23 protein-coding genes are annotated in these 21,623 nt (G+C 58.0%); 13 read left to right on the top strand and 10 right to left on the bottom strand.

Annotated features, from left to right (window positions below; genetic code table 11):
• The first annotated feature begins 34 nt into the window (after positions 1-34).
• The 5 genes from lgt to ALB80_RS14500 all read left to right on the top strand — a co-directional run bounded on the left by lgt (position 35) and on the right by ALB80_RS14500 (position 4,252).
• Positions 35-922, top strand: coding sequence for a prolipoprotein diacylglyceryl transferase (lgt, locus tag ALB80_RS14480; protein WP_050604796.1), 888 nt, complete (start codon positions 35-37; stop codon positions 920-922).
• Positions 919-1,986, top strand: a complete 1,068-nt coding sequence (locus ALB80_RS14485) for a class I SAM-dependent methyltransferase (RefSeq protein ID WP_050604797.1) — start codon at positions 919-921, stop codon at positions 1,984-1,986. Before lgt ends, ALB80_RS14485 begins: the two co-directional genes overlap by 4 nt.
• Entirely contained in the window at positions 1,983-2,741 is a 759-nt protein-coding gene (gene pgeF, locus ALB80_RS14490) for a peptidoglycan editing factor PgeF (protein WP_050604798.1), read from the top strand. Before ALB80_RS14485 ends, pgeF begins: the two co-directional genes overlap by 4 nt.
• A gap of 270 nt (positions 2,742-3,011) precedes the next feature.
• Positions 3,012-3,140: a hypothetical protein gene (locus tag ALB80_RS22835; RefSeq protein ID WP_256364025.1), complete on the top strand. Its 129-nt coding sequence runs from the start codon at positions 3,012-3,014 to the stop codon at positions 3,138-3,140.
• Between the two features lie 329 nt (positions 3,141-3,469).
• Positions 3,470-4,252, top strand: coding sequence for a Hint domain-containing protein (locus ALB80_RS14500; RefSeq protein ID WP_050604800.1), 783 nt, complete (start codon positions 3,470-3,472; stop codon positions 4,250-4,252).
• A gap of 119 nt (positions 4,253-4,371) precedes the next feature.
• Here ALB80_RS14500 and ALB80_RS14505 read toward each other — a convergent pair whose 3' ends face one another.
• Positions 4,372-4,872 (bottom strand): Lrp/AsnC family transcriptional regulator, encoded by a 501-nt coding sequence (locus ALB80_RS14505; protein ID WP_050604801.1) that lies wholly within the window; start codon positions 4,870-4,872, stop codon positions 4,372-4,374.
• A 217-nt stretch (positions 4,873-5,089) separates the two neighbouring features.
• Between ALB80_RS14505 and trxB the strand changes: the two genes are divergently transcribed.
• From trxB to ALB80_RS14525, 4 genes are all read left to right on the top strand, one after another.
• Positions 5,090-6,031 (top strand): thioredoxin-disulfide reductase, encoded by a 942-nt coding sequence (gene trxB / locus ALB80_RS14510; RefSeq protein WP_050604802.1) that lies wholly within the window; start codon positions 5,090-5,092, stop codon positions 6,029-6,031.
• 155 nt (positions 6,032-6,186) lie between these two features.
• A complete protein-coding gene (locus ALB80_RS14515) occupies positions 6,187-7,890 on the top strand; it encodes an adenylate/guanylate cyclase domain-containing protein (RefSeq protein ID WP_050604803.1) in 1,704 nt (567 codons plus the stop codon).
• Positions 7,891-8,086: 196 nt separating this feature from the next.
• A complete protein-coding gene (locus tag ALB80_RS14520) occupies positions 8,087-9,805 on the top strand; it encodes a bifunctional sulfate adenylyltransferase/adenylylsulfate kinase (protein WP_050604804.1) in 1,719 nt (572 codons plus the stop codon).
• 117 nt (positions 9,806-9,922) lie between these two features.
• A complete protein-coding gene (locus ALB80_RS14525; protein WP_050604805.1) occupies positions 9,923-10,777 on the top strand; it encodes a hypothetical protein in 855 nt (284 codons plus the stop codon).
• A 50-nt stretch (positions 10,778-10,827) separates the two neighbouring features.
• Here the strand turns inward: ALB80_RS14525 and ALB80_RS14530 are convergent, their stop codons facing one another.
• The 3 genes from ALB80_RS14530 to ALB80_RS14540 form a co-directional block, all read right to left on the bottom strand.
• A complete protein-coding gene (locus tag ALB80_RS14530; RefSeq protein ID WP_050604879.1) occupies positions 10,828-11,715 on the bottom strand; it encodes a PhzF family phenazine biosynthesis protein in 888 nt (295 codons plus the stop codon).
• 101 nt (positions 11,716-11,816) lie between these two features.
• Positions 11,817-12,041 (bottom strand): DUF1150 family protein, encoded by a 225-nt coding sequence (locus ALB80_RS14535; protein ID WP_050604806.1) that lies wholly within the window; start codon positions 12,039-12,041, stop codon positions 11,817-11,819.
• Between the two features lie 5 nt (positions 12,042-12,046).
• Positions 12,047-12,460, bottom strand: coding sequence for an Hsp20 family protein (locus tag ALB80_RS14540; protein ID WP_050604807.1), 414 nt, complete (start codon positions 12,458-12,460; stop codon positions 12,047-12,049).
• A 163-nt stretch (positions 12,461-12,623) separates the two neighbouring features.
• Here ALB80_RS14540 and ALB80_RS14545 point away from each other — a divergent pair, with 163 nt between their 5' ends.
• The 3 genes from ALB80_RS14545 (at position 12,624) to ALB80_RS14555 (ending at position 14,473) form a co-directional block, all read left to right on the top strand.
• On the top strand, positions 12,624-12,848 hold the full coding sequence (locus tag ALB80_RS14545) for a YdcH family protein (RefSeq protein ID WP_050604880.1): 225 nt from the start codon (positions 12,624-12,626) through the stop codon (positions 12,846-12,848).
• A 76-nt stretch (positions 12,849-12,924) separates the two neighbouring features.
• On the top strand, positions 12,925-13,413 hold the full coding sequence (gene purE, locus ALB80_RS14550; protein ID WP_050604808.1) for a 5-(carboxyamino)imidazole ribonucleotide mutase: 489 nt from the start codon (positions 12,925-12,927) through the stop codon (positions 13,411-13,413).
• Positions 13,406-14,473, top strand: a complete 1,068-nt coding sequence (locus tag ALB80_RS14555) for a 5-(carboxyamino)imidazole ribonucleotide synthase (RefSeq protein WP_050604809.1) — start codon at positions 13,406-13,408, stop codon at positions 14,471-14,473. Before purE ends, ALB80_RS14555 begins: the two co-directional genes overlap by 8 nt.
• Positions 14,474-14,539: 66 nt before the next feature.
• Here the strand turns inward: ALB80_RS14555 and ALB80_RS14560 are convergent, their stop codons facing one another.
• The 6 genes from ALB80_RS14560 to ALB80_RS14585 form a co-directional block, all read right to left on the bottom strand.
• Positions 14,540-15,691, bottom strand: coding sequence for an alpha-D-ribose 1-methylphosphonate 5-triphosphate diphosphatase (locus ALB80_RS14560; RefSeq protein WP_050604810.1), 1,152 nt, complete (start codon positions 15,689-15,691; stop codon positions 14,540-14,542).
• Positions 15,688-16,461, bottom strand: a complete 774-nt coding sequence (locus tag ALB80_RS14565) for an alpha/beta fold hydrolase (RefSeq protein ID WP_050604811.1) — start codon at positions 16,459-16,461, stop codon at positions 15,688-15,690. Before ALB80_RS14565 ends, ALB80_RS14560 begins: the two co-directional genes overlap by 4 nt.
• A gap of 38 nt (positions 16,462-16,499) precedes the next feature.
• The gene (locus tag ALB80_RS14570; RefSeq protein ID WP_050604881.1) at positions 16,500-17,342 is read right to left on the bottom strand and encodes a DMT family transporter; all 843 of its coding nucleotides are present in this window, start codon (positions 17,340-17,342) and stop codon (positions 16,500-16,502) included.
• Positions 17,343-17,586: 244 nt separating this feature from the next.
• Positions 17,587-19,230 carry a chaperonin GroEL gene (gene groL, locus ALB80_RS14575; RefSeq protein WP_050604812.1) on the bottom strand — a complete coding sequence of 548 codons (1,644 nt, stop codon included), beginning with the start codon at positions 19,228-19,230 and terminating at the stop codon, positions 17,587-17,589.
• 63 nt (positions 19,231-19,293) lie between these two features.
• Positions 19,294-19,581, bottom strand: a complete 288-nt coding sequence (locus ALB80_RS14580) for a co-chaperone GroES (RefSeq protein ID WP_050604813.1) — start codon at positions 19,579-19,581, stop codon at positions 19,294-19,296.
• Positions 19,582-19,734: 153 nt separating this feature from the next.
• On the bottom strand, positions 19,735-20,409 hold the full coding sequence (locus ALB80_RS14585) for a DUF2161 domain-containing phosphodiesterase (RefSeq protein ID WP_050604814.1): 675 nt from the start codon (positions 20,407-20,409) through the stop codon (positions 19,735-19,737).
• A gap of 124 nt (positions 20,410-20,533) precedes the next feature.
• Between ALB80_RS14585 and ALB80_RS14590 the strand changes: the two genes are divergently transcribed.
• On the top strand, positions 20,534-21,514 hold the full coding sequence (locus tag ALB80_RS14590) for a TraB/GumN family protein (RefSeq protein ID WP_050604882.1): 981 nt from the start codon (positions 20,534-20,536) through the stop codon (positions 21,512-21,514).
• Positions 21,515-21,623: the final 109 nt, after the last annotated feature.

Below are 21,623 nucleotides of genomic sequence, written 5' to 3' on the forward strand. Positions count from 1 at the left end.
ACTTGCCCTACAAACCACGGGCAATGAGACGCACATGCAGGCTGTTCTGAATTTCCCCGATCTGTCGCCCGAATTGTTCTCGATCTCGCTGTTCGGGATGGAGTTCGCTTTAAGATGGTATGCGCTGGCCTATATCGCGGGCATCCTGATCGCCTGGCGGCTGGCTGTTGTGGCGCTGCGCCGCCCTGTCCTGTGGCCCACAGGCGGCCCGCCGATGAAGCCAGAACAGCTGGAGGATCTGGTCACCTGGATCATTCTTGGTGTGATACTGGGCGGGCGACTAGGCTTTGTATTGTTTTATCAACCTGCCTATTACCTTTCGCACCCGTTGGAGATTCTGAAGGTCTGGCAAGGCGGCATGGCGTTTCATGGCGGTCTGCTTGGTGTAATCCTCGCGTCCTACCTATTTGCCCGTCGCCATAAGATCCCTGCCCTGTCGCTGGGTGATCTGGTCGCCTACACCGTTCCGCCCGGTTTGCTGCTGGGGCGGTTGGCTAATTTCGTGAATGCCGAGCTGTGGGGCCGCCCAAGCGAGCTGCCCTGGGCCGTCATTTTTCCCGGCTTTGCCGCGCAGGATTGCCCCGGTGTTGTTGCGGGCATGTGTGCGAGACACCCGTCGCAGCTGTATGAAGCCGCGCTGGAAGGTGTGTTGCTAGGCGTGTTGCTGCTGTGGCTGGTCTATCGCAGGGGGGCCTTTCAGAAGCCCGGCCTGATCATGGGCCTGTTTCTGGCGGGGTATGGCGCGTCTCGCTTTATTGTTGAGTTTTTCCGCCAACCGGATGCCCAGTTTGTGTCACCCGGCAACCCGCTGGGGCTGGCTTGGCATTTGGGTGGCTATGGCCTGACCATGGGGCAAATACTGTCATTGCCAATGATCGCGATTGGCCTTTGGTTTGCCCTGCGCGCACGGCGGGCGGCATGAGCCTGACCGATCATCTGGTCGCCCGCATCCGGCAGGATGGGCCAATGAGCGTGGCAGACTACATGGCCGAATGCCTACTGCATCCCACGCAAGGCTATTACACTACGCGCGATCCACTCGGAACCAAGGGGGATTTCACCACCGCGCCGGAGATCAGTCAGATATTCGGGGAAGTGATCGGCCTGTCTCTGGCGCAAAGCTGGATGGATCAGGGGCGACCTGCGCCCTTCACCCTGTGCGAACTGGGACCGGGGCGCGGTACACTGATGACCGATATTCTGCGCGCAACGCGGGCTGTCCCGGGGTTTCACGAGTCCGCTCAGGTCGTGCTGATCGAGGCATCGCCTGTATTGAAACAGGTGCAGGCCGAGACGCTGAAGGATTACGCGCCAACCTGGATCGACAGCGTCGCAGCCCTGCCGGACCAGCCGCTGCTGCTGGTGGCGAACGAATTCTTTGATGCCCTGCCCATTCGTCAGTTCCTGCGCGAAGGCGACGGCTGGTGCGAACGTCTGGTGGGCGAACGGGGTGGCTCGCTTCTGTTCGGGCGGGGTCCAAACGGGCCGCAGGTGGCGCTAAGTGACAGGCTCACAGAAACCAAGGACGGAGATCTGGTTGAACTGTGTGCGGCAGCGATTCCCATTCTGACCGTGATGGCCAGCCGGATCGCCAGCCATGGCGGCGCGGCGTTGATCGTGGACTATGGCGACTGGCATTCGCTGGGTGACACGTTACAGGCCCTGCAAAACCATGAACACACCGATCCTCTGGCCGCACCCGGTCAGGCCGATCTGACCGCACATGTGGACTTTGAACCTTTAGCCGTTGCAACCCGTGCCTGCGGATGCCGCCACACGCGCCTGACCCCACAGGGCGTGTTTCTGGAACGGTTAGGTATAACCGCACGCGCGCAAACACTGGCAAAGGCGCTGAGCGGATCCGAGCTGGACTCGCTGATCGCCGCACATCGCCGGTTGACGCATCCTGACGAAATGGGAAATCTGTTCAAAGTGATGGGCCTTTTCCCGGCCTATGCCGCCCCACCGCCAGGATTAGAGCCATGACATTGGAAATTCTGACCTCAGACTTGCTGTCGCCGTTGCGCCATGGGTTCTTCACCCGTCGCGGAGGTGCCTCGTCGGGGATATTTGATGGGCTGAATTGTGGCTATGGATCCTCAGATCAGACCGAAGTTGTGGCGCTGAACCGCAAGCGGGTGGCCGATGCGATGAATGTTGCGCCCGAAGCGATGATCGGCGTGCACCAAGTCCATTCGCCGACAGTTCTGACCGTTGAAGGCCCAGTTGAAGGCAAAAGGCCCAAGGCGGATGCCATCGTCACCGCGACCCCCGGTCTGGCCCTGACTATTCTGACAGCGGATTGTCAGCCGGTCCTGTTTGCCGATTCTGACGCGCGGGTGATCGGCGCGGCCCATGCGGGCTGGCGCGGGGCGCTGGACGGCGTACTTGAGGCTACGTTGGACTGCATGGAGGCGTTAGGGGCCAATCGCAACAACATCAGTGCCGTGATCGGTCCCAGCATTTCCCAACGCGCTTATGAGGTGGGACCCGAGTTTCTAGACGCTTTCATGGCGGATACACCGGACAACACCCAATTCTTTGCAAATGGTCAGGATGACCGGCTGCAATTCGACTTGCCCTCTTTTGGCCTGCACAGGCTGCGGCAGGCCGGTGTTGGACAGGCGGAATGGACCCGGCATTGCACCTATTCCGACCCGGATCGGTTCTATTCCTATCGCCGTGCAACACACGCGAAACAAGCCGATTACGGCAGGCTGATCTCAGTCATAAGATTGTGATTTTGGCCCAGATTTAGACCCCTCGCCACTTTTCCGCCACATTTGTTGTGTTTACCGGACTCAAGAATCGTAACGAGTTTTGCCAGTCATCAGATGTGTATCTGACGTTCGTGTTTCGAACGCTGGCGTGTTGAGTGAAAGGAGTGTGAAGCTTCTATTTTTTGTCTGCAATTCATCCCGGATAAGCCTTATCCGCGCCGTAAATGGGCGTCACAAAAGGTTCAAACAGGATGCGGGAATGACCTTCCCGAACAAGGCAGGACAAAAAACATGAAACCCAAATCTCGCTTTCTCAAAGCCATGGTCGCCGCCACGCGGGATCAGAAGCTGGAAATGCCATGGAAACGGGTTTCAAGCCATTCTGTCAGGGTCGCAAGCCGTATCGCGGCTCGACGCTGAGACAGAAACGCCCCAAGACCAAGCTGCCGGTCTAAAAAGGGCGATAACGCATCAGGCATACTCCGGCTTGATGTGTAATGGGGCGCGAGCGAGAGGTTCGTGACCTGATCAGGAGTTGTGTGTGCGGGCAATTTTCGCCCGTGAAGTACGAGTTTGTCTGGGGGGTCAATGTGTTGACCATTGGAAAGCGAGATTTCGTCGCCATACGGGGCATAGCAGCCACCGTCCAAGGGTCTTCCATTTGTTTCAAGACAAAGAACCTGTTCGTCAGGTGGGCCTGTACGGGGGTACGCCAGGCCTGTTCGGACATTTGAGGGGACGGAATATTTATGACTATTCCTAATTCATTGGCCCGAGCGGCCAGAAATGCCATCGAAACGTCGGCCATGCTGCGGGAAGCACCGCGGCCGGTCACAAAACCCAAGGCGCAATTGCGCCGTTACGAAGTCAGCAGCCTGCTGCCAAACGGCGACGTGTCTCAGACCCGTCACATTGCGCCCGCTCTGCCGATGTTCGAAGATGCCTTTTGTGCTTTTTCACGCGGGTCGCTGGTTGAAACGGAACACGGGCCAGTTGCAATCGAGGACCTGATGCCAGGGGATACGGTTCTGACGCAGGACGGCAACTCGCAAACTGTTCTTTGGAAGGGGTCGGTCACTCTGATTCCGGGCCGCGAGGATTCTCGCGGGCGGACACGCCCACTGACGCGGATCATGCCGGATACATTCGGAATGCAGAAACCGATGTCAGGTGTAATCGCCGGACCTGCAGCGCGAATCGTCGGCGCTCCGGCGCATTTACGGCACCTTCATGGCGGGGAACCGATTCTCACGCGGGTCTCTGAGTTTCAGGATGGGATGGGTGTGATTGAAACAATGCCGCCCACGCCGGTTGAACTGTTTCACATTTGCCTGAAACGGCATTCCGTTATTCGTGTAGATGGTTTACAGTTCGAAACATATCACCCAGGTGTGAACGCGGTTCGCATGATCAGCCATTCGTTGCGGTCGATCTATTTGAACCTGTTTGCGCATATCGAGTCGCTCAACGATTTTGGCTCGCTGCTGATGCCGCGTACCGGAGATGGAGAGATCGACGCGATGTCAGCCTGAGTGTGATTATGGTTACTGCATTATGGGGGGCATCATGCAGCTGGTACTAAGTTGGGTTCTATCCCTTGCGGTGGCTGCGATGCTGCCACCAAACACCGCACAGCCGAAACGTGTAGGCGTTACGCCATCCGGGTCATACGTTCTTCCAGAACGTCGAACGGCACGCCTGGCTCGTCTTTTGCGCCGCGGATAACAAGCGATGTCTTGACGCTGGCCACGTTGGGCGTGGTCAGCAGTTCACTGGTCAAAAACTGCTGAAAGCTGCTCAGATCGGGTGCGACGCATTTCAGGATAAAGTCGACCTCGCCATTCAGCATGTGGCATTCCCGGACCAGCGGCCATTCGCGGCAGCGGTCCTCGAACGCGCGCAGTTCGGTTTCGGCCTGACTGTCCAGCCCGACCATGGCAAATACCTGCACTTCAAAGCCCAACTCACGCGAATTGACCTCGGCGTGGTAGCCGGTGATGTAGCCGGAGTCCTCAAGCGTGCGCACCCGGCGCAAGCAAGGCGGAGCTGAGATACCCACTCGTTTAGCCAGTTCAACATTGGTCATGCGACCGTCTGCCTGCAATTCCGCCAGAATCTTGCGATCGATTTCATCCAGCCGAGTCGTGACCATAAAATGCTCCTGATTTTTGCGGTTCTTATATCAGCCCCCTAGGCGCGCGCAATAATGTTTCGCACATGCGCAATTTTCTTTGTTTTCAAATCGCTCAATTCCTTCCGATGCAGTGCCGGGGGTCACAATCAGGATGGGGGTTTAAGCCGGGCCGGTCGGTCGCTATATCGGGGCGACGGGCCAAAGGCCCACTTCAGGCAATTCGAGCGGGGATAGCATGGCCGACACACGACACACCAAGGTTCTGATCATCGGGTCAGGGCCCGCGGGATACACCGCGGGCGTTTACGCAAGCCGCGCCATGCTGGAGCCCATTCTGGTGCAGGGTATTGAGCCCGGTGGCCAGCTGACGACAACGACCGAGGTCGAGAACTGGCCCGGTGACACCGAGGTACAGGGCCCGGACCTGATGGTGCGGATGCAGGATCATGCCAAAGCCATGGGTTGTGAAGTGATCGGCGACATCATCAGCGATCTGGACCTCAGTCAGCGGCCCTTTACGGCCAAAGGCGACAGCGGCACCACCTATACTGCGGATGCGGTCATTCTGGCGACCGGCGCGCGCGCGAAATGGCTGGGCCTGCCGTCGGAAGAGAAATTCAAAGGCTTTGGCGTTTCTGCCTGTGCCACCTGCGACGGGTTCTTCTATCGCGGCCAGGAAATCGTGGTCATCGGTGGCGGCAATACCGCTGTGGAAGAGGCCCTGTTCCTGACCAATTTCGCCAGCAAGGTGACTCTGATCCACCGCCGGGATGAGTTGCGGGCAGAAAAGATCCTGCAGGATCGGTTGATGAAGAACGAAAAGATCGAACCCCTGTGGTTCCACCAGTTGGAAGAAGTGATCGGCACCGACGCGCCTTTGGGCGTGGAGGGCGTTCGGGTCAAGCATGTCAAATCCGGCGAGATCACTGAAATCCCGTGCAAGGGCGTCTTTGTCGCCATCGGCCATGCCCCCGCGAACGAGCTGGTCAAGGACACGCTGGAAACGCATATGGGCGGCTATGTCATCACCAAGCCGGGAACAACCGAAACTTCGGTTCCGGGCGTATTTGCGGCTGGTGATCTGACGGACCACGTTTATCGTCAGGCTGTCACAAGCGCCGGAATGGGCTGCATGGCGGCGCTGGATGCCGAGCGGTTCCTCGCAGAAAACGAATAGAGCGAACCCGGAAACTCAACGATAGCGCCCCGAGGTTTCAGGGGGCGCTGTCTTAAATAAACTGCAATGCGATTATGAAGGACATTCAGCAGCAACTGCCATTCCCTTGACCCTCAGGCGGCGGCGTATCAGGATTATCCTGAGCACAGCGAAAGATGGGTGAGCATTTGAACAACGCTCTTTGGCGCGGCGGGTGGTCAACCCGACTGAGGATCGGCAGTGGTCTTGTCCTGTTTGTTTTCGCATTTTTTCATTTCATTAACATAGGCTTGGGCCTGTTTCACACCGATTACCTGCACGGGATGCAGGACGGTCGCAAAGAGGTGACGCGCCACAATGCGATGAGCGTGCTTCTCTATACGGCGCTGTTCGTACATGCCGGTCTGGCCCTCGTGTCTATCGCGCAACGCCGAACCCTGCGTATGCCTTTCAGCACAGGTCTTCAGGTGGTGTTGGGGCTACTGATCCCCTTGCAACTGATCTCGCATATTGTTCATACGCGGGTCGCGCATGAGGTTTATGACGTCAATGACGAGATGGGATACATCATTATCCTGATGTGGCCGAGCATTGCAGTCTGGATGCAAAGCGCACTGCTGCTGATTGTCTGGGTGCATGGCTGCATCGGTCTGCACATGTGGCTGCGGCTGACCAAATGGTGGTCGAATGCCGTACCTTATCTGATCGGCATGGCTGTCTTTGTGCCTCTGTTCGCACTGGCTGGCCTGTTGACCGAAGGCCGCCGCATCTGGGCCGATTTTGCCGACGAGTTTTTGCGCGAACAGTACATCGACCATTACAACTGGCCCTCTCCCGAAGCCTTTCAGACACTGTTCAGCGTCAAGGACAACGCCCTGACGGCCTTTTGGTTGGCACTGGGCGCAACGGGTCTGGTGTTCATCGGGCGCAAATTTTGGCGACGCAGGCATTCCGTGCGCGTCACCTATGCCAGAGGGCCCGATGTGGTCGCGGAAAAGGGCATGACTTTACTTGAGATCTCGCAAGCAAACGGCGTGCCTCATGCGGCTTTGTGCGGTGGCAAAGGGCGCTGCACCACATGCCGCGTCATTGTCGAGAACGGAGGCGATGCCCTGCCCCCGCCCAACGACGTAGAGGCACGCAGTCTGGCTGCTGTCGGCGCGTCTCCTCAGACGCGGCTGGCCTGCCAGATACGTCCGTCCGAGCCGACCACCGTATTTCGCGTTTTCCGACCGGATGGCGGGCGATTTCGCGGGCACGCTAGCCAGGGACAGGAGCGCCAACTGGCTGTTCTGTTTCTGGACATGCGCGGCTTTACCGCACGAACCACGGGACAACTGCCCTATGACATCGTTTTTCTGCTGAACCGGTTCTTTGATGCGGTGGTGCCTGCCATTACCGATGAAGGTGGCATCGTGGACAAATATATGGGTGATGGGCTGCTGGCGGTGTTTGAAAAACCTGATGCTGCGGCATCAGCCCGTGCCGGACTGAACGCAGCGGTGGATATCAGCCATGCGTTGGACATGTTCAACGAACAGCTCGAAGCTGAAGGCAGCCCCGGCATTCGCATCGGCATGGGCCTGCACTTGGGGGATCTGGTCGTGGGTGAAATCGGCGCGCAGGGCCATGCCGCAAAGACGATCATTGGTGACGCGGTCAATGTGGCCAGCCGACTGGAGAGCGAAACCAAGGCGCTGGGGGTGGAACTTTTGGTTTCGGAAGAATTATTGCGCGCAGCGGGTGTAGATGTACCGCACGCTGAGATCCGGCCATTCGAATTGCGCGGAGTTTCCCAGCCGATTCCCGCGCTTCCGATAGCCCGGGCCTCACAGATTGGGTTTCAGCACCAAAGAAAGGAACAGTCATACTCTGCATGACCAAATTCGTTCCATTTCGAGGAACCGGATCATCTGTGGAGTCGCCGCGATAGAAATTTCTTCCAATTCTGAAAAAATCAGCGCATATCCTCCTTTGTTTCATTGACGCCAGTGGACTTCGTCCATCAGTCGGTGCAAATGCCCTGACAACGCCCAATATCCACTGGCAATTCAACACTGCGATAAGAGTATTCAAATGACGATGTTAAGCAATCTGGCCCCAATTCCTGAACTTTTCGTGTCGTATGACTCGGCGCAAAAGCTCAAGGTCGAAGCGACGGATCTGACCAGCTGGGACCTGAGCCCGCGCCAAATCTGCGACCTTGAACTTCTGATGAATGGCGGTTTCAACCCGCTGAAAGGGTTCCTGAGCGAAGCCGACTACGACAACGTGGTCGAGATTATGCGTTTGGCCGATGGAACGCTGTGGCCGATGCCGATCACACTGGATGTCAGCGAGGATTTTGCCCAAGGCATCGAGCTGGGTCAGGACATAGCCCTGCGCGATCAGGAAGGTGTGATCCTGGGCACCATGACTGTCACTGATCGTTGGACACCTGACAAGGCGCGCGAAGCCGAGAAGGTGTTCGGCGCCGATGACGATGCGCACCCCGCCGTAAACTACCTGCACAACGTTGCAGGTAAGGTCTATCTGGGTGGCCCGGTCGTTGGAATCCAACAGCCCATTCACTATGACTTCCGCGGCCGCCGCGATACGCCAAACGAGCTGCGCGCTTATTTCCGCAAGCTGGGCTGGCGTCGGATCGTTGCGTTCCAAACCCGCAACCCCTTGCACCGCGCGCATCAGGAACTGACCTTCCGCGCCGCAAAGGAAGCGCAGGCCAACCTGCTGATCCACCCGGTTGTCGGCATGACCAAGCCGGGCGACGTTGATCACTTCACCCGTGTGCGTTGTTATGAGGCGGTGCTGGACAAATATCCGGCCTCGACCACGTCGATGTCGCTGCTGAACCTGGCGATGCGTATGGCTGGCCCGCGCGAGGCGGTCTGGCACGGACTGATCCGCGCCAATCACGGTTGCACGCACTTTATCGTTGGTCGTGACCATGCAGGCCCCGGCAAGAACTCGGCTGGTGAAGACTTCTATGGCCCCTATGATGCGCAGGAATTGTTCCGCCAGTATCAGGATGAAATCGGCGTCGAGATGGTTGATTTCAAGCACATGGTCTATGTGCAGGAACGCGCGCAGTACGAGCCGAATGACGAGATTCTCGACAAGGATGATGTCACGATCCTGAACATTTCGGGCACCGAACTGCGCCGTCGTCTGGCCGAAGGTCTGGAAATCCCCGAATGGTTCAGCTTCCCTGAGGTTGTGACCGAACTGCGCAAGACCAAGCCACCGCGCAGCCAGCAGGGCTTCACCGTGTTCTTCACTGGTTTCTCGGGTTCGGGCAAGTCGACCATCGCCAACGCGTTGATGGTCAAGCTGATGGAGATGGGCGGCCGCCCCGTGACGTTGTTGGATGGCGATATCGTGCGCAAGAACCTCTCGTCGGAACTGGGCTTCTCGAAAGAGCACCGCGATCTGAACATCCGTCGGATCGGCTATGTGGCCTCGGAAATCACCAAAAACGGCGGCATTGCAATCTGTGCGCCCATCGCGCCCTACGCCACCACCCGCCGGGCGGTTCGCGAAGAGATCGAACAGTTCGGTGCCTTCTGCGAGATCCACGTCGCGACCACCATCGAGGAATGCGAACGCCGCGACCGCAAGGGCCTGTACAAGCTGGCACGCGAGGGCAAGATCAAGGAGTTCACCGGCATCTCGGATCCATATGACGTGCCGCAAAACCCGGAGCTGCGCGTCGAGACCGAGAATGTCGAGGTCGACAACTGCGCCCACCAGGTTCTGCTGAAACTGGAAAGCATGGGCCTGATCGCTGCAAGCTGACGTCAGCGAACCAAGACTTTTCGGCCTCCGGTTTCCGGGGGCCGTTTTTGTTTGTCCTGATTGACAAGCGCTGCCTGAATTGGTGCTGTGCGACAAGAAACAGGGTGAAATTTTGCCGTGACACACAGATTGCCCACCATTGCCAGTTTCTGGTTCGGATCCGATCTGAGCTGGCTGGAGCAGCTGTGTATTCAGTCTTTTCTGGATCAGGGGCACGCGTTCGATCTGTATCTTTCTCACGAGGTTCAGGGCATCCCCGCGGGTGTTCACACACGCCCGGCAAGCGCAATTTTCTGGCCCCCACCCTATCCTCTACAACCGGGCGACCGGCAGGGTGTGGCTGTGTTCTCTGATATTTTCCGACTGCATCTGATGCGTCAGAGCGATACCATTTGGGTCGATCTTGATGCCTATTGCGTACGGGCTTTTCGCTCTTTTTCGGACTGGGTGTTTGCGCACTCCAAAACCAATGATTTCCCGACAGGTGTTCTGCGCCTGCCTCAGAACTCACAGACGCTTGCGCTGATGTTGGATTTCGTGATGTCGGCTAACCCAACCCAGCCTTGGCGCGGTCGGCAAGTGAGGCGCCACAATCGCGAGCGGATTGCAAAGGGCGAAAGCTGGGGCATCGAATCTCTGCCCTGGGGCAGTTCGGGGCCCAAAGCCTTTGGACACTTCCTGCGCCAAACTGGTGAAGACAGTCACGCGATGGCGGCCAAATCCCTCTATCCGTTGGCACCAGCCGAGCTTTGGAAACTGCATGATCCGAACGTGGTGCCGGACGAGATCGAAGGAGAGGCTACGCATTCGGTCCATGTCTATGGCCACCAGAAAAAATTGCTGGCTATCCAACTGGCTGGTTTACCGGTTCCGGGATCTTATCTGGACACGCTTTGTACCCGACACGGGATTGACCCTCGAGCCGCTCCGATCAAACCACTGGATTGGATGCGGCCCGCTCCACGGGTCTAGGGGCAGGATACTATTTCGATTCCCGGCCTACGATCGCCTTGCCCGGCCCCTCAACGCACATCCTCTGGCAGATCGACTTGCCCGCGCATCAGGATATGTCCCTCACCAGCGACCCTGATTCCGGTCATGGTGTCCGCCGGGCCAACGCGGGTAACAGTGGCTTGTCCGGGGCGGCCCATGTCGTGCCCCTGTTCCGCGATGAATCCGTCTTTGGTCATCAGGCCATATTTCCAGAGATACGCTGCCATGGCCCCGGTGGCGGACCCGGTGAACGGGTCTTCGGGCGGGCTGGGTGGGGCCAGAAGCAGGCGCGAGAACGTATCACCTGCGTCGGTGGCCCCTTGTAACGTCACGAGAAACGGTTCGGCCATATCCGAACCTGAAAAGCCCGCAGCCTCCGCCACTTTTCTCAAAGGACCTTCAACCAGTTGAGCCGCGCGCAAAGCGGCATGGTCGCGCAGGACGGTGATGCAGAACGGTAATCCGGTCGATACAAGCTGCGGCTGTGAGATAATGGCGTCAGGCGGCAGATTTACGGCTGCGGCCACCAGATCGGCAGGCACATGCGGGCCGAATTGCGGGGCAACCTGGGTCATTTCAATCTGCGCGCCTTTCAGTCGAATCGACACTATCCCCGCACCGGTTTCCAGCGTCAGGCTCTCGCCCTCAATCATCCCGCGAGACCGCATGGCAGCCACGGTGGCAATTGTTGGATGCCCGGCAAAGGGAATTTCCCGGCTGGCCAGAAAATACCGCACGCGGATATCAGCAATGTCGGATGGTCCGGTAAAGGTGCATTCGACCAGGGAGGTTTCGCGCACATAGGCCATGCAGACCTGTTCGGACAGAAGCGCGCCGTTATGAACCACGGCGCATCCGTTTCCGCCAAAGGCGCGGTCGCTAAAGGCGTCTACCCAATCGAATTCGAACCAGCTCATGCGATAAAATCCTGACTGAACATTCCGGCAGATTTCGCCGATGCTCATGTGTCGCGCGTGTCACTGGGAATGTCACGCCCCAAAAGGCGTTGGTGGGCCGTTCAGTGAACGGCCACCGGGGACAGGTCATGCTGACGCGCCAGCACAAAGGCCAGCTTGCGGTCGGCCACAAGCGCCAGTTGCTGCCCATCGGAATCATGTACAGCATAAAGCTGATCCAGATCCCCTGCCTGATCGCGCAGATCACGCGGCAGATCGGCGACCTCGACTGTTTTTACATAAACAATACGGTCGCCTTCGGTGTTGATTTCAATCGGTGTATTCATTGCTCTTACCCCTTCCGTATGTTGATGGTCTGCACCACGGTTTCCGGCACGGCGCGGGTCAGATCCACATGAAGCAGACCGTTTTCCATGATCGCCTCGCCCACTTCGACACCGTCAGCCAGCACAAACATGCGCTGAAATTGACGCGCCGCAATGCCGCGATGCAGGAATATGCGCCCCTCGCTGTCGTCGCGTTGACGGCCCCGGATCACCAGTTGGCGATCCTCGATGGTGATCGACATGTCCTCTTCGGCGAACCCCGCCACCGCAAGGGTGATGCGGTAGGAAAAGTCCGAAGTCTGTTCGATGTTATAGGGCGGATACCCTTCGTTGCCAGCCTTTGCAGACCGTTCCAGAAGGCGTTCCAACTGCTCGAACCCCAAAAGATGCGGGTATGAGCCCAAGGTAAGTTTCGACACGTATTTTCGTCCTTTATTGTCAAAGCGACGTGGTGTGCGGCCCCGTTCTGGCAACCGCCTGTAATAGAATATGGGAAGAAACCAGGATGTCCACAAGGTCTGGCGCGATAACGTCTTACACACTATCCTGTTGGGTAAGCACCACAACAAACCCGAGTCACCAATGAACGCGCCCACCGATCTTTCGATGAAAACAGATGAAGTTCTGCGGGTCGAGCTGGAGGTTTTCCGCCGCCAGCACCGCGATCTGGATGAAGCGATTGAAGCGCTGCATGACCGGGGCACTGCTGATCAGCTGACGTTACGGCGGCTGAAAAAAGAGAAACTGCGCCTGAAAGACATCATCCGCATCATCGAAGACCGCCTGACCCCCGATATCATCGCCTGAACACCCTGCAGCGCATTGCCAGAGAACCGGATTTGGCTATAGTGCGCGCTCTTTCTGAGCGCAGGGACAAAAGCGGATGAGCGATGTGAAAGTGGGGATCATCATGGGCAGCCAGTCGGACTGGCCCACGATGAAGGAAGCGGCAGATATTCTGGATGAATTGGGCGTCGCTTATGAAAAACGTATCGTGTCGGCCCACCGCACGCCAGATCGGCTGTGGGACTATGGCAAGACCGCAGTATCGCGCGGTTTGCAAGTGATTGTCGCGGGCGCTGGCGGTGCCGCGCATCTGCCGGGCATGATGGCATCGAAAACGCGGGTACCGGTTATTGGTGTGCCGGTGCAGACGCGCGCCCTGTTGGGCGTGGACTCGCTTTATTCCATTGTGCAGATGCCCAAAGGTTTTCCTGTGGCAACCATGGCGATCGGGTCTGCTGGGGGTGCCAATGCCGGCCTGATGGCGGCGGGTATTCTGGCACTGCAGGATACGGCATTGGCCAATCGGTTGGATGCATGGCGCGAGGCTCTGTCAGCTTCGATCCCCGAGGAGCCTGTCAATGACTGAAGCACTGCAAACCGGCGCGGTAATCGGGATCTTGGGGGGCGGTCAGCTGGGTCGGATGCTGTCTGTGGCGGCCTCCAGACTGGGCTTTGTCAGCCATATATATGAGCCGGGCGCAAACCCACCCGCTGGGCAGGTTGCAGATCGGGTTACAACGGCGTCTTATGACGATGTCAACGCCTTGAAAGACTTTGCCGATGCAGTGGATGTCATCACCTATGAGTTCGAAAACATCCCGACAGAAGCTCTGGACATTCTGGAAGCCCACCGCCCGATCCGCCCCGGGCGCGAGGCACTGCGGGTCAGTCAGGATCGTTTGACAGAGAAGAATTTTCTGCAAAACCTGGGTCTGAAAACGGCCGCTTTCGCCGATGTAACCGATCAGGACAGCTTGAACGCAGCGATTGGACAAATCGGGACGCCTGCCATCCTCAAGACCCGCCGCTTTGGCTATGACGGTAAGGGCCAAGCCCGGCTGCGTAACACTGAAGGTGCAGGGGCTGCTCTGGCCGACATGGCCGGTGCGCCTGCAATTCTGGAAGGGTTCGTGGATTTCTCGCACGAGGTGTCGATCATCGCAGCACGCGGGTTGGATGGTCAGGTGGCCTGTTTCGATCCGGGCGAGAATGTGCACCGGGACGGTATCCTGCACACCACCACCATCCCCGCCCGCCTGTCCCCTGCCCAGCGCACCGACGCAATCCTTCTGGCGGCCAACATCCTGAACGCATTGGAGTATGTCGGTGTCATGGGGGTTGAACTGTTCGTGACACCCGGCGGTCTGATCGTGAACGAGATCGCACCGCGTGTGCATAATTCGGGCCACTGGACACAGAATGGCTGTGCCGTGGATCAATTCGAACAGCACATCCGTGCGGTTGCGGGCTGGCCCCTGGGGGATGGACAACGTCATTCGGATGTAGTGATGGAAAACCTGATCGGCAACGACATGGACCGCGTGCCCGAACTGGCCCGCGAGCGAGACGTGGCGCTGCATCTTTACGGCAAGGCCGAGATCAAAGCCGGGCGCAAGATGGGGCATTTCAACCGTATCAAACGCTGAGGGTATCGCGCAAATGCGCGACGCCTTCGGCGAGAGTATTTGGGAAAAGATGAAGACTTTTTGTGCCTAGCCCACAAACCGTGCGGCGATGTCACCTGACATATAGCTGACGCGCCCACCGGCCAGGGTTGCCGCGACCCGATGGGTTTCCGCATCCAGTATGACCAGATCTGCGCGTTTGCCCACGGCCAGCGTGCCCCGGTCTTGCAAGTCCAGCACCCGTGCGGGGCCGGATGAGATCAGCGCCCATGCACTGGCCAGATCCAGCAAGCCGGTTTTGGTCAGCATCAGCGCCGCACGGCGCGGGCTGGGATAATGGTAATCCGAGGCCAGCGCATCGCAGAGTCCCATGGCAATCAGCTCGACTGCACTTGCGTTGCCTTTATGCGATCCACCCCGCACCACATTGGGGGAACCAAGGATGATGTGATCCCCGGCGGAACGCGCGGTCTCAGCAGCCTCAAGCGTTTCCGGGAACTCGGAAATGCAGATGCCCCGGTCGCGCCACCATGCCCGTGTCTCGGCGGTAGCGTCATCATGGCTGCCCAGACGCACACCCATTTCGATGAGTTCAGCGCTAAGTGCTTCGATTGCAACCGGCACCTCGCTCCTGCGGGCGTGCATGTTGAGCAACATCTCAAAATGCGCATCCGGATTGCGTCCGGCCTTCAACGCCTGCCCGGTCAGGCGCGGCGGTTTCTTGCCCTGTGCCAAACGATCATGTGGCAGGTGATCATTGAAAACCACGTACGGCACCTGCCAATCGGCGATACGGCGGGCCAGACCGTCGTAGTCCTCGAGCATATTGGTCTCGAACCGCAATTGCGGGATCAGATCGGTGACCGTGCTTTCCTTAACGGCAGCAATGGCCTGAAACACCTGCGCGGCAAATTCCGGACCCCGCACACCGCCTTCCCAGCTGTAGAATTGGGCGAGCACCGCGGTGGTAATGCCGTTTGCAGCAAGCTCGGTTTCGACCGACAGAATACCTTCATTCATCTGCTTCATCGCACCCCGGCGCGGTGCGATATGGCGTTCGAACCCATCCCCATGCAGATCGATGATGCCGGGCAGGACAAGATATCCGGTCAGATCAACCCTACGCCCCGCAGACTCTGCCTGTATTGCGCCGTCGGCAATGGTCAGATCAGCGCAGGACAAGCCCTCGCCCGACAACAGTACATCTGCGCCGGTCATAGTCAGCTCTAATGAGGTCATCTTGTGGGCTCCGAGTCCGGCTCCGAGCAATCCTGCCCTATACAAATCTCGTCTATTATTTCCATCACACCGTCCAGCCAAGTGATCTGCGGATCGAACTGGCCAAATTCAATGAAATGCAGCACCTGAGCCATTACGCGCGGGTTGTTCATCATGAAGGTATGGGTCACGGGCAAGACAAGATGATCGGCCATGCCCTCAACCTTGGTGCTTTCGACCGAAACCTTGCCATCATCAGGCCCGTCGATCAGCGAGGAAAACACGAGGTTCAGGGATTCGTCCCCTGCAATGACCCCCAGTTCGAAATCCACCGGAGGTAGCCGTCGGGGGATACCTTCTGGGCCTGTACTCAGTTGCAGGCCTGCTGGACCGTTCAGATATCCGAACACCTCCCACGCGCTGAGTTCGTCGACCAGCTGACTGCCTTGATTAGGTGGGCCCAGCATGACGGCGCGGCCCATGTTGGAAGGGTGATGATCCTTTAACCAATACCGCAGCAGGATGCCGCCCATGGAATGCGCCACAACATTAACTTTATCTTCTCCGCACGCGGCAAAGGCGTCCGGAAGGGTCTGTTCAGCCAATTCCGGAATGCCAATTTCGGTCGAGGGGTATCCGTGGCGCACAACGGTGTAGCCATGTGCCTCGAACAACTCCTCCATCACCGCAAACGAAGCCTCGGTCCGGGCAAGCCCATGCAGCAGCACCACGCATTTCGCGCTGGCGGCAAACGGGAAAAGGCACAAAAGCAAGGCGGTCAGAAGTCTCATAACCGCCAGATAAAGCCTATGAGCCGCTGATGAAAGACCTAGCTCTGTTGACGTCGCAGCACGGCCAGCGCGATACCGCCCAGAACCAGCGACGCTCCGATGATCAGCCGGACACTCGCGCTTTCGCCCAGCAGCGCGACACCCCCCAGGATCGCGATGACAGGCACGCTGAGTTGAACCACAGCCGCAACTGTTGGCGCAAGGTTCGGCAGCACGCGGTACCACAGGGCATATCCCAACCCTGAAGTGATGCCCCCCGACACAGCCGCCAGCAGATATCCAAACCCGGTCATGTGCCACTCTGCTCCAGTGGCCAGTAGGGCCAAAGCTGTAACAGGCAAAGCAATGATGAAATTCGCAGCCGTGCCCTGCAGGGCGTCAGGCTCGGATCGTCCGGCCAAAGAATAAACGGCCCAACCGATACCGGCAGCGACCATCAAAGCGGTACCCACCGGGTCAACCCGCACCGTGCCCGAGGGCCACAGCACATAGGCCAGCCCTCCCAATGCGATAGTCGCCCCTGCCAGTTGCTGTCGGGTGGGCAGAGTGCCTGACACAGCGGTAATACCGAACATTGTGATCTGCACAACGGCAAACAGCACCAGCGCCCCCAACCCCGCATCCAGTGTCATGTAGGCGATGGAAAACCCAATCATATAAACAGAGAGCGACCCCGCCCCAATGACCCGCCGACGGTTGCGCAAGGGTACATGCCTGCGGCGCGCCAGCACCAACGCAGTCAAGACCAGCGCGCCTGCGAGTACCCGCACAATCGCAAACCCGGCCGGATCACTGGCACCACTGTCGATTGCCATCCTGTTAAGGATGGAATTCGCCGCAAATGCGCACATGGTCAGGGCGGTCAGAAAAAACAGTCGCATGGAACCCGCATATCCGGTTGCCAGCGATATGGACACTCACAATCCATGTACATGCTTACCGCTCTTCATCTTTTCCAAAATACTCCCGCCGGAGGCATAGCCGCAAAGCGGCTATCAACAACGAAACGGGGCCACCCGAAGGCGACCCCGTCCTTTAGCACTATGACTTCCCCTGTCGGCAGCCTGGCATTACCGCCAAGCGCCTGTCGGGCCGTCAGAATTTGCCGAAGCAAATTCGACGTACTTACATCATGCCGCCCATGCCGCCCATGTCGGGCATGCCACCGCCAGGTGCCGCGCCTTCTTTGGCGGGCTTGTCGGCAACCATTGCTTCGGTGGTGACCAGCAGGCCAGCAACCGATGCCGCGTCTTCCAGAGCGGTACGGACAACTTTGGCCGGGTCAATCACGCCGAACGAGAACATGTCGCCGTATTCTTCGGTCTGTGCGTTGAAGCCAAAGGCTGCTTCCGAAGATTCGCGAACCTTGCCAGCAACAACCGCGCCGTCGACGCCTGCGTTCTCAGCAATCTGGCGCAGCGGCGCTTCGATTGCCTTGCGAACAATATTGATGCCTGCGTCCTGATCAGCGTTTGCGCCTTTCAGAGAGTCCAGAGCTTTGCCGGCCTGAACCAGCGAAACACCACCGCCCACAACAACGCCTTCCTGAACAGCAGCACGCGTTGCGTTCAGAGCATCGTCAACACGGTCCTTACGCTCTTTCACTTCAACTTCGGTCATGCCGCCGACGCGGATAACAGCAACACCGCCTGCCAGTTTGGCAACGCGCTCTTGCAGCTTCTCACGGTCGTAGTCCGACGAGGTTTCTTCGATCTGAGTGCGGATCTGAGCAACACGTGCTTCGATCTCGGCTTTTTCGCCAGCACCGTCGACGATGGTGGTTTCGTCTTTGGTGATTTCGATTTTCTTGGCGGTGCCCAGCATGTCCATGGTGACGGACTCGAGCTTCATGCCCAGATCTTCGCTGATGACCTGACCGCCGGTCAGGATTGCGATGTCCTGCAGCATGGCTTTGCGGCGATCGCCGAAGCCAGGTGCTTTGACAGCAGCAATTTTCAGGCCGCCGCGCAGTTTGTTGACAACCAGAGTTGCCAGCGCTTCGCCTTCAACATCTTCTGCAATGATCAGTAGCGGCTTTTGCGACTGGATCACCTGCTCGAGCAGCGGAACCATCGGCTGCAGCGAGGACAGTTTCTTTTCGTGCAGCAGGATCATGCAGTCATCAAGCTCTGCAATCATCTTGTCTGCGTTGGTGACGAAGTAAGGCGACAGGTAGCCACGGTCGAACTGCATACCTTCGACAACATCGGTCTCGGTTTCCAGACCTTTGTTTTCTTCGACGGTGATAACGCCTTCGTTGCCAACCTTCTGCATCGCATCAGCGATCTGCTGGCCGATTTCGGCTTCGCCGTTGGCCGAGATGGTGCCAACCTGAGCAACTTCTGCCGAGTCTTTCACTTCACGCGAGGCGTTTTTGATGCCTTCAACAACCTTGGCGGTTGCCAGGTCGATGCCGCGCTTCAGGTCCATCGGGTTCAGGCCCGCTGCAACCTGCTTCAGACCTTCTTTGACGATCGCCTGAGCCAGAACAGTTGCGGTGGTGGTGCCGTCGCCGGCTTCGTCATTGGTGCGGCTGGCGACTTCTTTCACCATCTGCGCGCCCATGTTTTCGAACTTGTCTTCCAGTTCGATTTCCTTGGCAACCGAAACACCGTCTTTGGTGATGCGCGGCGCGCCAAAGGATTTGTCCAGAACCACGTTGCGGCCTTTGGGGCCCAGGGTCACTTTGACAGCATCGGCCAGGATGTTCACACCTGCCAGCATGCGGTTACGGGCATCGGTGTCAAACTTGACGTCCTTAGCAGCCATGTCGTTTCTCCTTGAGAGATTTGTTTGAGATAAAGCGTATAGAAATCAGAGAAAGCGCGGGGCTTACTCGATGATCCCCATGATGTCGCTTTCTTTCATCATCAGCAGCTCTTCGCCTTCGACGTTGACCTCGGTGCCCGACCATTTGCCGAACAGGATCTTGTCGCCAGCTTTTACAGCCATTGCGATCAGCTCGCCGCTGTCCTTGCGCGCGCCTTCACCGGTCGATACGACCTCACCTTCGCTGGGCTTTTCTTTTGCGCTATCGGGAATGATCAGACCACCAGCGGTTTTTTCGTCGCTTTCGGTACGGCGAACCAGCACGCGGTCATGAAGCGGTTTCAATGCCATCTTTGCAGCTCCTTGGGCTCAAAGTTAGTTTATCCTCCCCTCGCCTTCCGACGAGGCGTTAGCACTCGGAGTGTGTGAGTGATAACGACGCATAGCTAGGGCGTCTAAATCTCCGAGTCAACAAGTTGTCAGGGATTTTTTTCGCAAGTCAGATCAGTCAGCCTGTTCCCAGCTGTAGGCCCAGTGCTTTAAGCCTTCGGCCCCGGTCGACGTAAGTCCGTAGATGCCTTTTTCAACCTTCTCAAACCACCCATAGTGGTTTTCGCGCATAAGCCGGGTGGCGACAGGGACACCAACCGAGTTGGCAACCTCGGCCCCCTTTGTTGGACCATTCTCCGCCAGAAACGCCGCGCATTTCAGCGCGTCCTGTCGATAGGCTGTTACAATCCCATGCCGTGTGGCACCCCCCGCGTTCGGGTCCCCTTCCAGCCGGTCGAATTCGCGCAGCAGACGCGCAACCTTGGCTTTGTTTTTGCGCGGCGCATAGGGGCCTGGGTCACATTGCACTTCGACCGTACCGTCAGCGCGCACGGTGATCAGGCCCAGACCCAACCGTCGACACAGTGCCAGATTGTCCTTCAGTGCCCGTCGGGCGGTTCGGCCCGTGGGCTTGCCGACTGCGATATAGACCTGATCGGTCAGTTTCAGTCGTGTGATGGCCTGGTGGAACAGCGACAGCGTAAACTTCAACTTCAGCTCGACAATCACGGGTTCCTCACCCGCGCGCACCGCAACAATATCAGCTGCCCCGACTTCGCCCTTGACCGTATACCCCTGTCGCTCCAGCAGCGCTTTGATCGGGGGGTAGAGGTCCTGTTCACGGGTCATGGCGTTATGCTACGCAAACTGTGGTGGAATGCCAGCCCATACCTCAGCCGGTGCAATCGAACTTGAAACAACCCGCCCGCCGGTACACTGTCCCCGCAACTCTGGTTTCAAAGGGAATTCACCGATGCGTCTGCTGCCATTCATCATAAGCCTTTTGTTGCCCGCAGTAGCACAGGCTGACTGTGAGGGACGCGACCTGAGAGGGGATCTGTCGCCCGAAGTCCAAGCCGAAGTGCAGGACGCTCTGACAGATACTCTATATCCCGAGGGCAATCATTGGATTGCGACCAAGGACACGACTGTGTTGCATCTGGTCGGCACAATGCACCTGAATTACCCGCAGATGGACGGCATCGTCGAACGCTTGACGCCAACACTTACACGGGCCGATGCGTTCTACTTTGAAATTCGCCAGGATGAAATGAAAGCCTGGGAACGGGAACTGGCAGCGGACCCGAGCCCGGTCCTGATCACCTCGGGCCCCACACTTATCGACCTGATTCCCGAAAAAGAATGGGCCACCCTTTCCGCGGCATTGGCTGATCGCGGCATTCCAAGCTGGATGGGGGCCAAGATGCGCCCTTGGTTTTTGAGCATGACGCTGGCTTTGCCGGCCTGCATCATACAGGACCCCGACAAAACCAATGGGTTGGACGCACGTCTGGCGCAGCTGGCCGAAGAACACAGCATCCCGCAATATTCATTGGAAAGTGTCGAGGACCTGATGACCATGTTCGACGCCTATTCGATAGAAGAACAGGCGCAATCACTCGCGCGGATGGCCGGGACCTTCCAGAATGTCGAAGATCAGATGGAAACCATGGCGAACTCGTATTTCGAGGAAAAACACGCCGAGGTCTTTGTGCTTGGACGTATTCTGGGGCAAGAGCTTTCCGGTTTGAGCGATGCCGAGTTTGAAGCCGAGTGGGCGGCGTTTGAACAGCAGTTGCTGGTTGAACGAAATGCCAACTGGATGGAACATATATTGCGGATCAAGGATCAGACAGCCGTCATTGCGGTGGGGGCTGGCCACTTTAGCGGTGACCATGGCCTGCTGAACCTGTTAGAGCAGGAAGGATTCATGCTGAAACGGGCTGCATTCTGAATTGGCGGGCATATAGCAGACTAAGCGTCGCAGACCGGTGGCCGCGACGTGACAACCGCGTTTACCCACACTATAACGCGCGCAAATTTCCAATCCGCAGGACGCTGAC

The organism is Ruegeria sp. 6PALISEP08 (assembly GCF_001238295.1).
Lineage (GTDB): Bacteria > Pseudomonadota > Alphaproteobacteria > Rhodobacterales > Rhodobacteraceae > Ruegeria.

Bases quoted from the DNA above. Each gene is read 5' to 3' on its own strand.
- ALB80_RS14500 (WP_050604800.1), top strand. From the start codon at position 3,470: ATGACTATTCCTAATTCATTGGCCCGAGCGGCCAGAAATGCCATCGAA.
- ALB80_RS22835 (WP_256364025.1), top strand. From the start codon at position 3,012: ATGAAACCCAAATCTCGCTTTCTCAAAGCCATGGTCGCCGCCACGCGG.
- ALB80_RS14505 (WP_050604801.1), bottom strand. From the start codon at position 4,872: ATGGTCACGACTCGGCTGGATGAAATCGATCGCAAGATTCTGGCGGAA.
- purE (WP_050604808.1), top strand. From the start codon at position 12,925: ATGAGCGATGTGAAAGTGGGGATCATCATGGGCAGCCAGTCGGACTGG.
- groL (WP_050604812.1), bottom strand. From the start codon at position 19,230: ATGGCTGCTAAGGACGTCAAGTTTGACACCGATGCCCGTAACCGCATG.
- ALB80_RS14580 (WP_050604813.1), bottom strand. From the start codon at position 19,581: ATGGCATTGAAACCGCTTCATGACCGCGTGCTGGTTCGCCGTACCGAA.
- lgt (WP_050604796.1), top strand. From the start codon at position 35: ATGCAGGCTGTTCTGAATTTCCCCGATCTGTCGCCCGAATTGTTCTCG.
- ALB80_RS14545 (WP_050604880.1), top strand. From the start codon at position 12,624: ATGAACGCGCCCACCGATCTTTCGATGAAAACAGATGAAGTTCTGCGG.
- ALB80_RS14535 (WP_050604806.1), bottom strand. From the start codon at position 12,041: ATGAATACACCGATTGAAATCAACACCGAAGGCGACCGTATTGTTTAT.
- ALB80_RS14585 (WP_050604814.1), bottom strand. From the start codon at position 20,409: ATGACCCGTGAACAGGACCTCTACCCCCCGATCAAAGCGCTGCTGGAG.
- ALB80_RS14515 (WP_050604803.1), top strand. From the start codon at position 6,187: ATGGGTGAGCATTTGAACAACGCTCTTTGGCGCGGCGGGTGGTCAACC.
- ALB80_RS14560 (WP_050604810.1), bottom strand. From the start codon at position 15,691: ATGACCTCATTAGAGCTGACTATGACCGGCGCAGATGTACTGTTGTCG.
- ALB80_RS14485 (WP_050604797.1), top strand. From the start codon at position 919: ATGAGCCTGACCGATCATCTGGTCGCCCGCATCCGGCAGGATGGGCCA.
- ALB80_RS14565 (WP_050604811.1), bottom strand. From the start codon at position 16,461: ATGAGACTTCTGACCGCCTTGCTTTTGTGCCTTTTCCCGTTTGCCGCC.
- ALB80_RS14590 (WP_050604882.1), top strand. From the start codon at position 20,534: ATGCGTCTGCTGCCATTCATCATAAGCCTTTTGTTGCCCGCAGTAGCA.
- ALB80_RS14570 (WP_050604881.1), bottom strand. From the start codon at position 17,342: ATGCGACTGTTTTTTCTGACCGCCCTGACCATGTGCGCATTTGCGGCG.
- ALB80_RS14530 (WP_050604879.1), bottom strand. From the start codon at position 11,715: ATGAGCTGGTTCGAATTCGATTGGGTAGACGCCTTTAGCGACCGCGCC.
- ALB80_RS14520 (WP_050604804.1), top strand. From the start codon at position 8,087: ATGACGATGTTAAGCAATCTGGCCCCAATTCCTGAACTTTTCGTGTCG.
- trxB (WP_050604802.1), top strand. From the start codon at position 5,090: ATGGCCGACACACGACACACCAAGGTTCTGATCATCGGGTCAGGGCCC.
- pgeF (WP_050604798.1), top strand. From the start codon at position 1,983: ATGACATTGGAAATTCTGACCTCAGACTTGCTGTCGCCGTTGCGCCAT.
- ALB80_RS14555 (WP_050604809.1), top strand. From the start codon at position 13,406: ATGACTGAAGCACTGCAAACCGGCGCGGTAATCGGGATCTTGGGGGGC.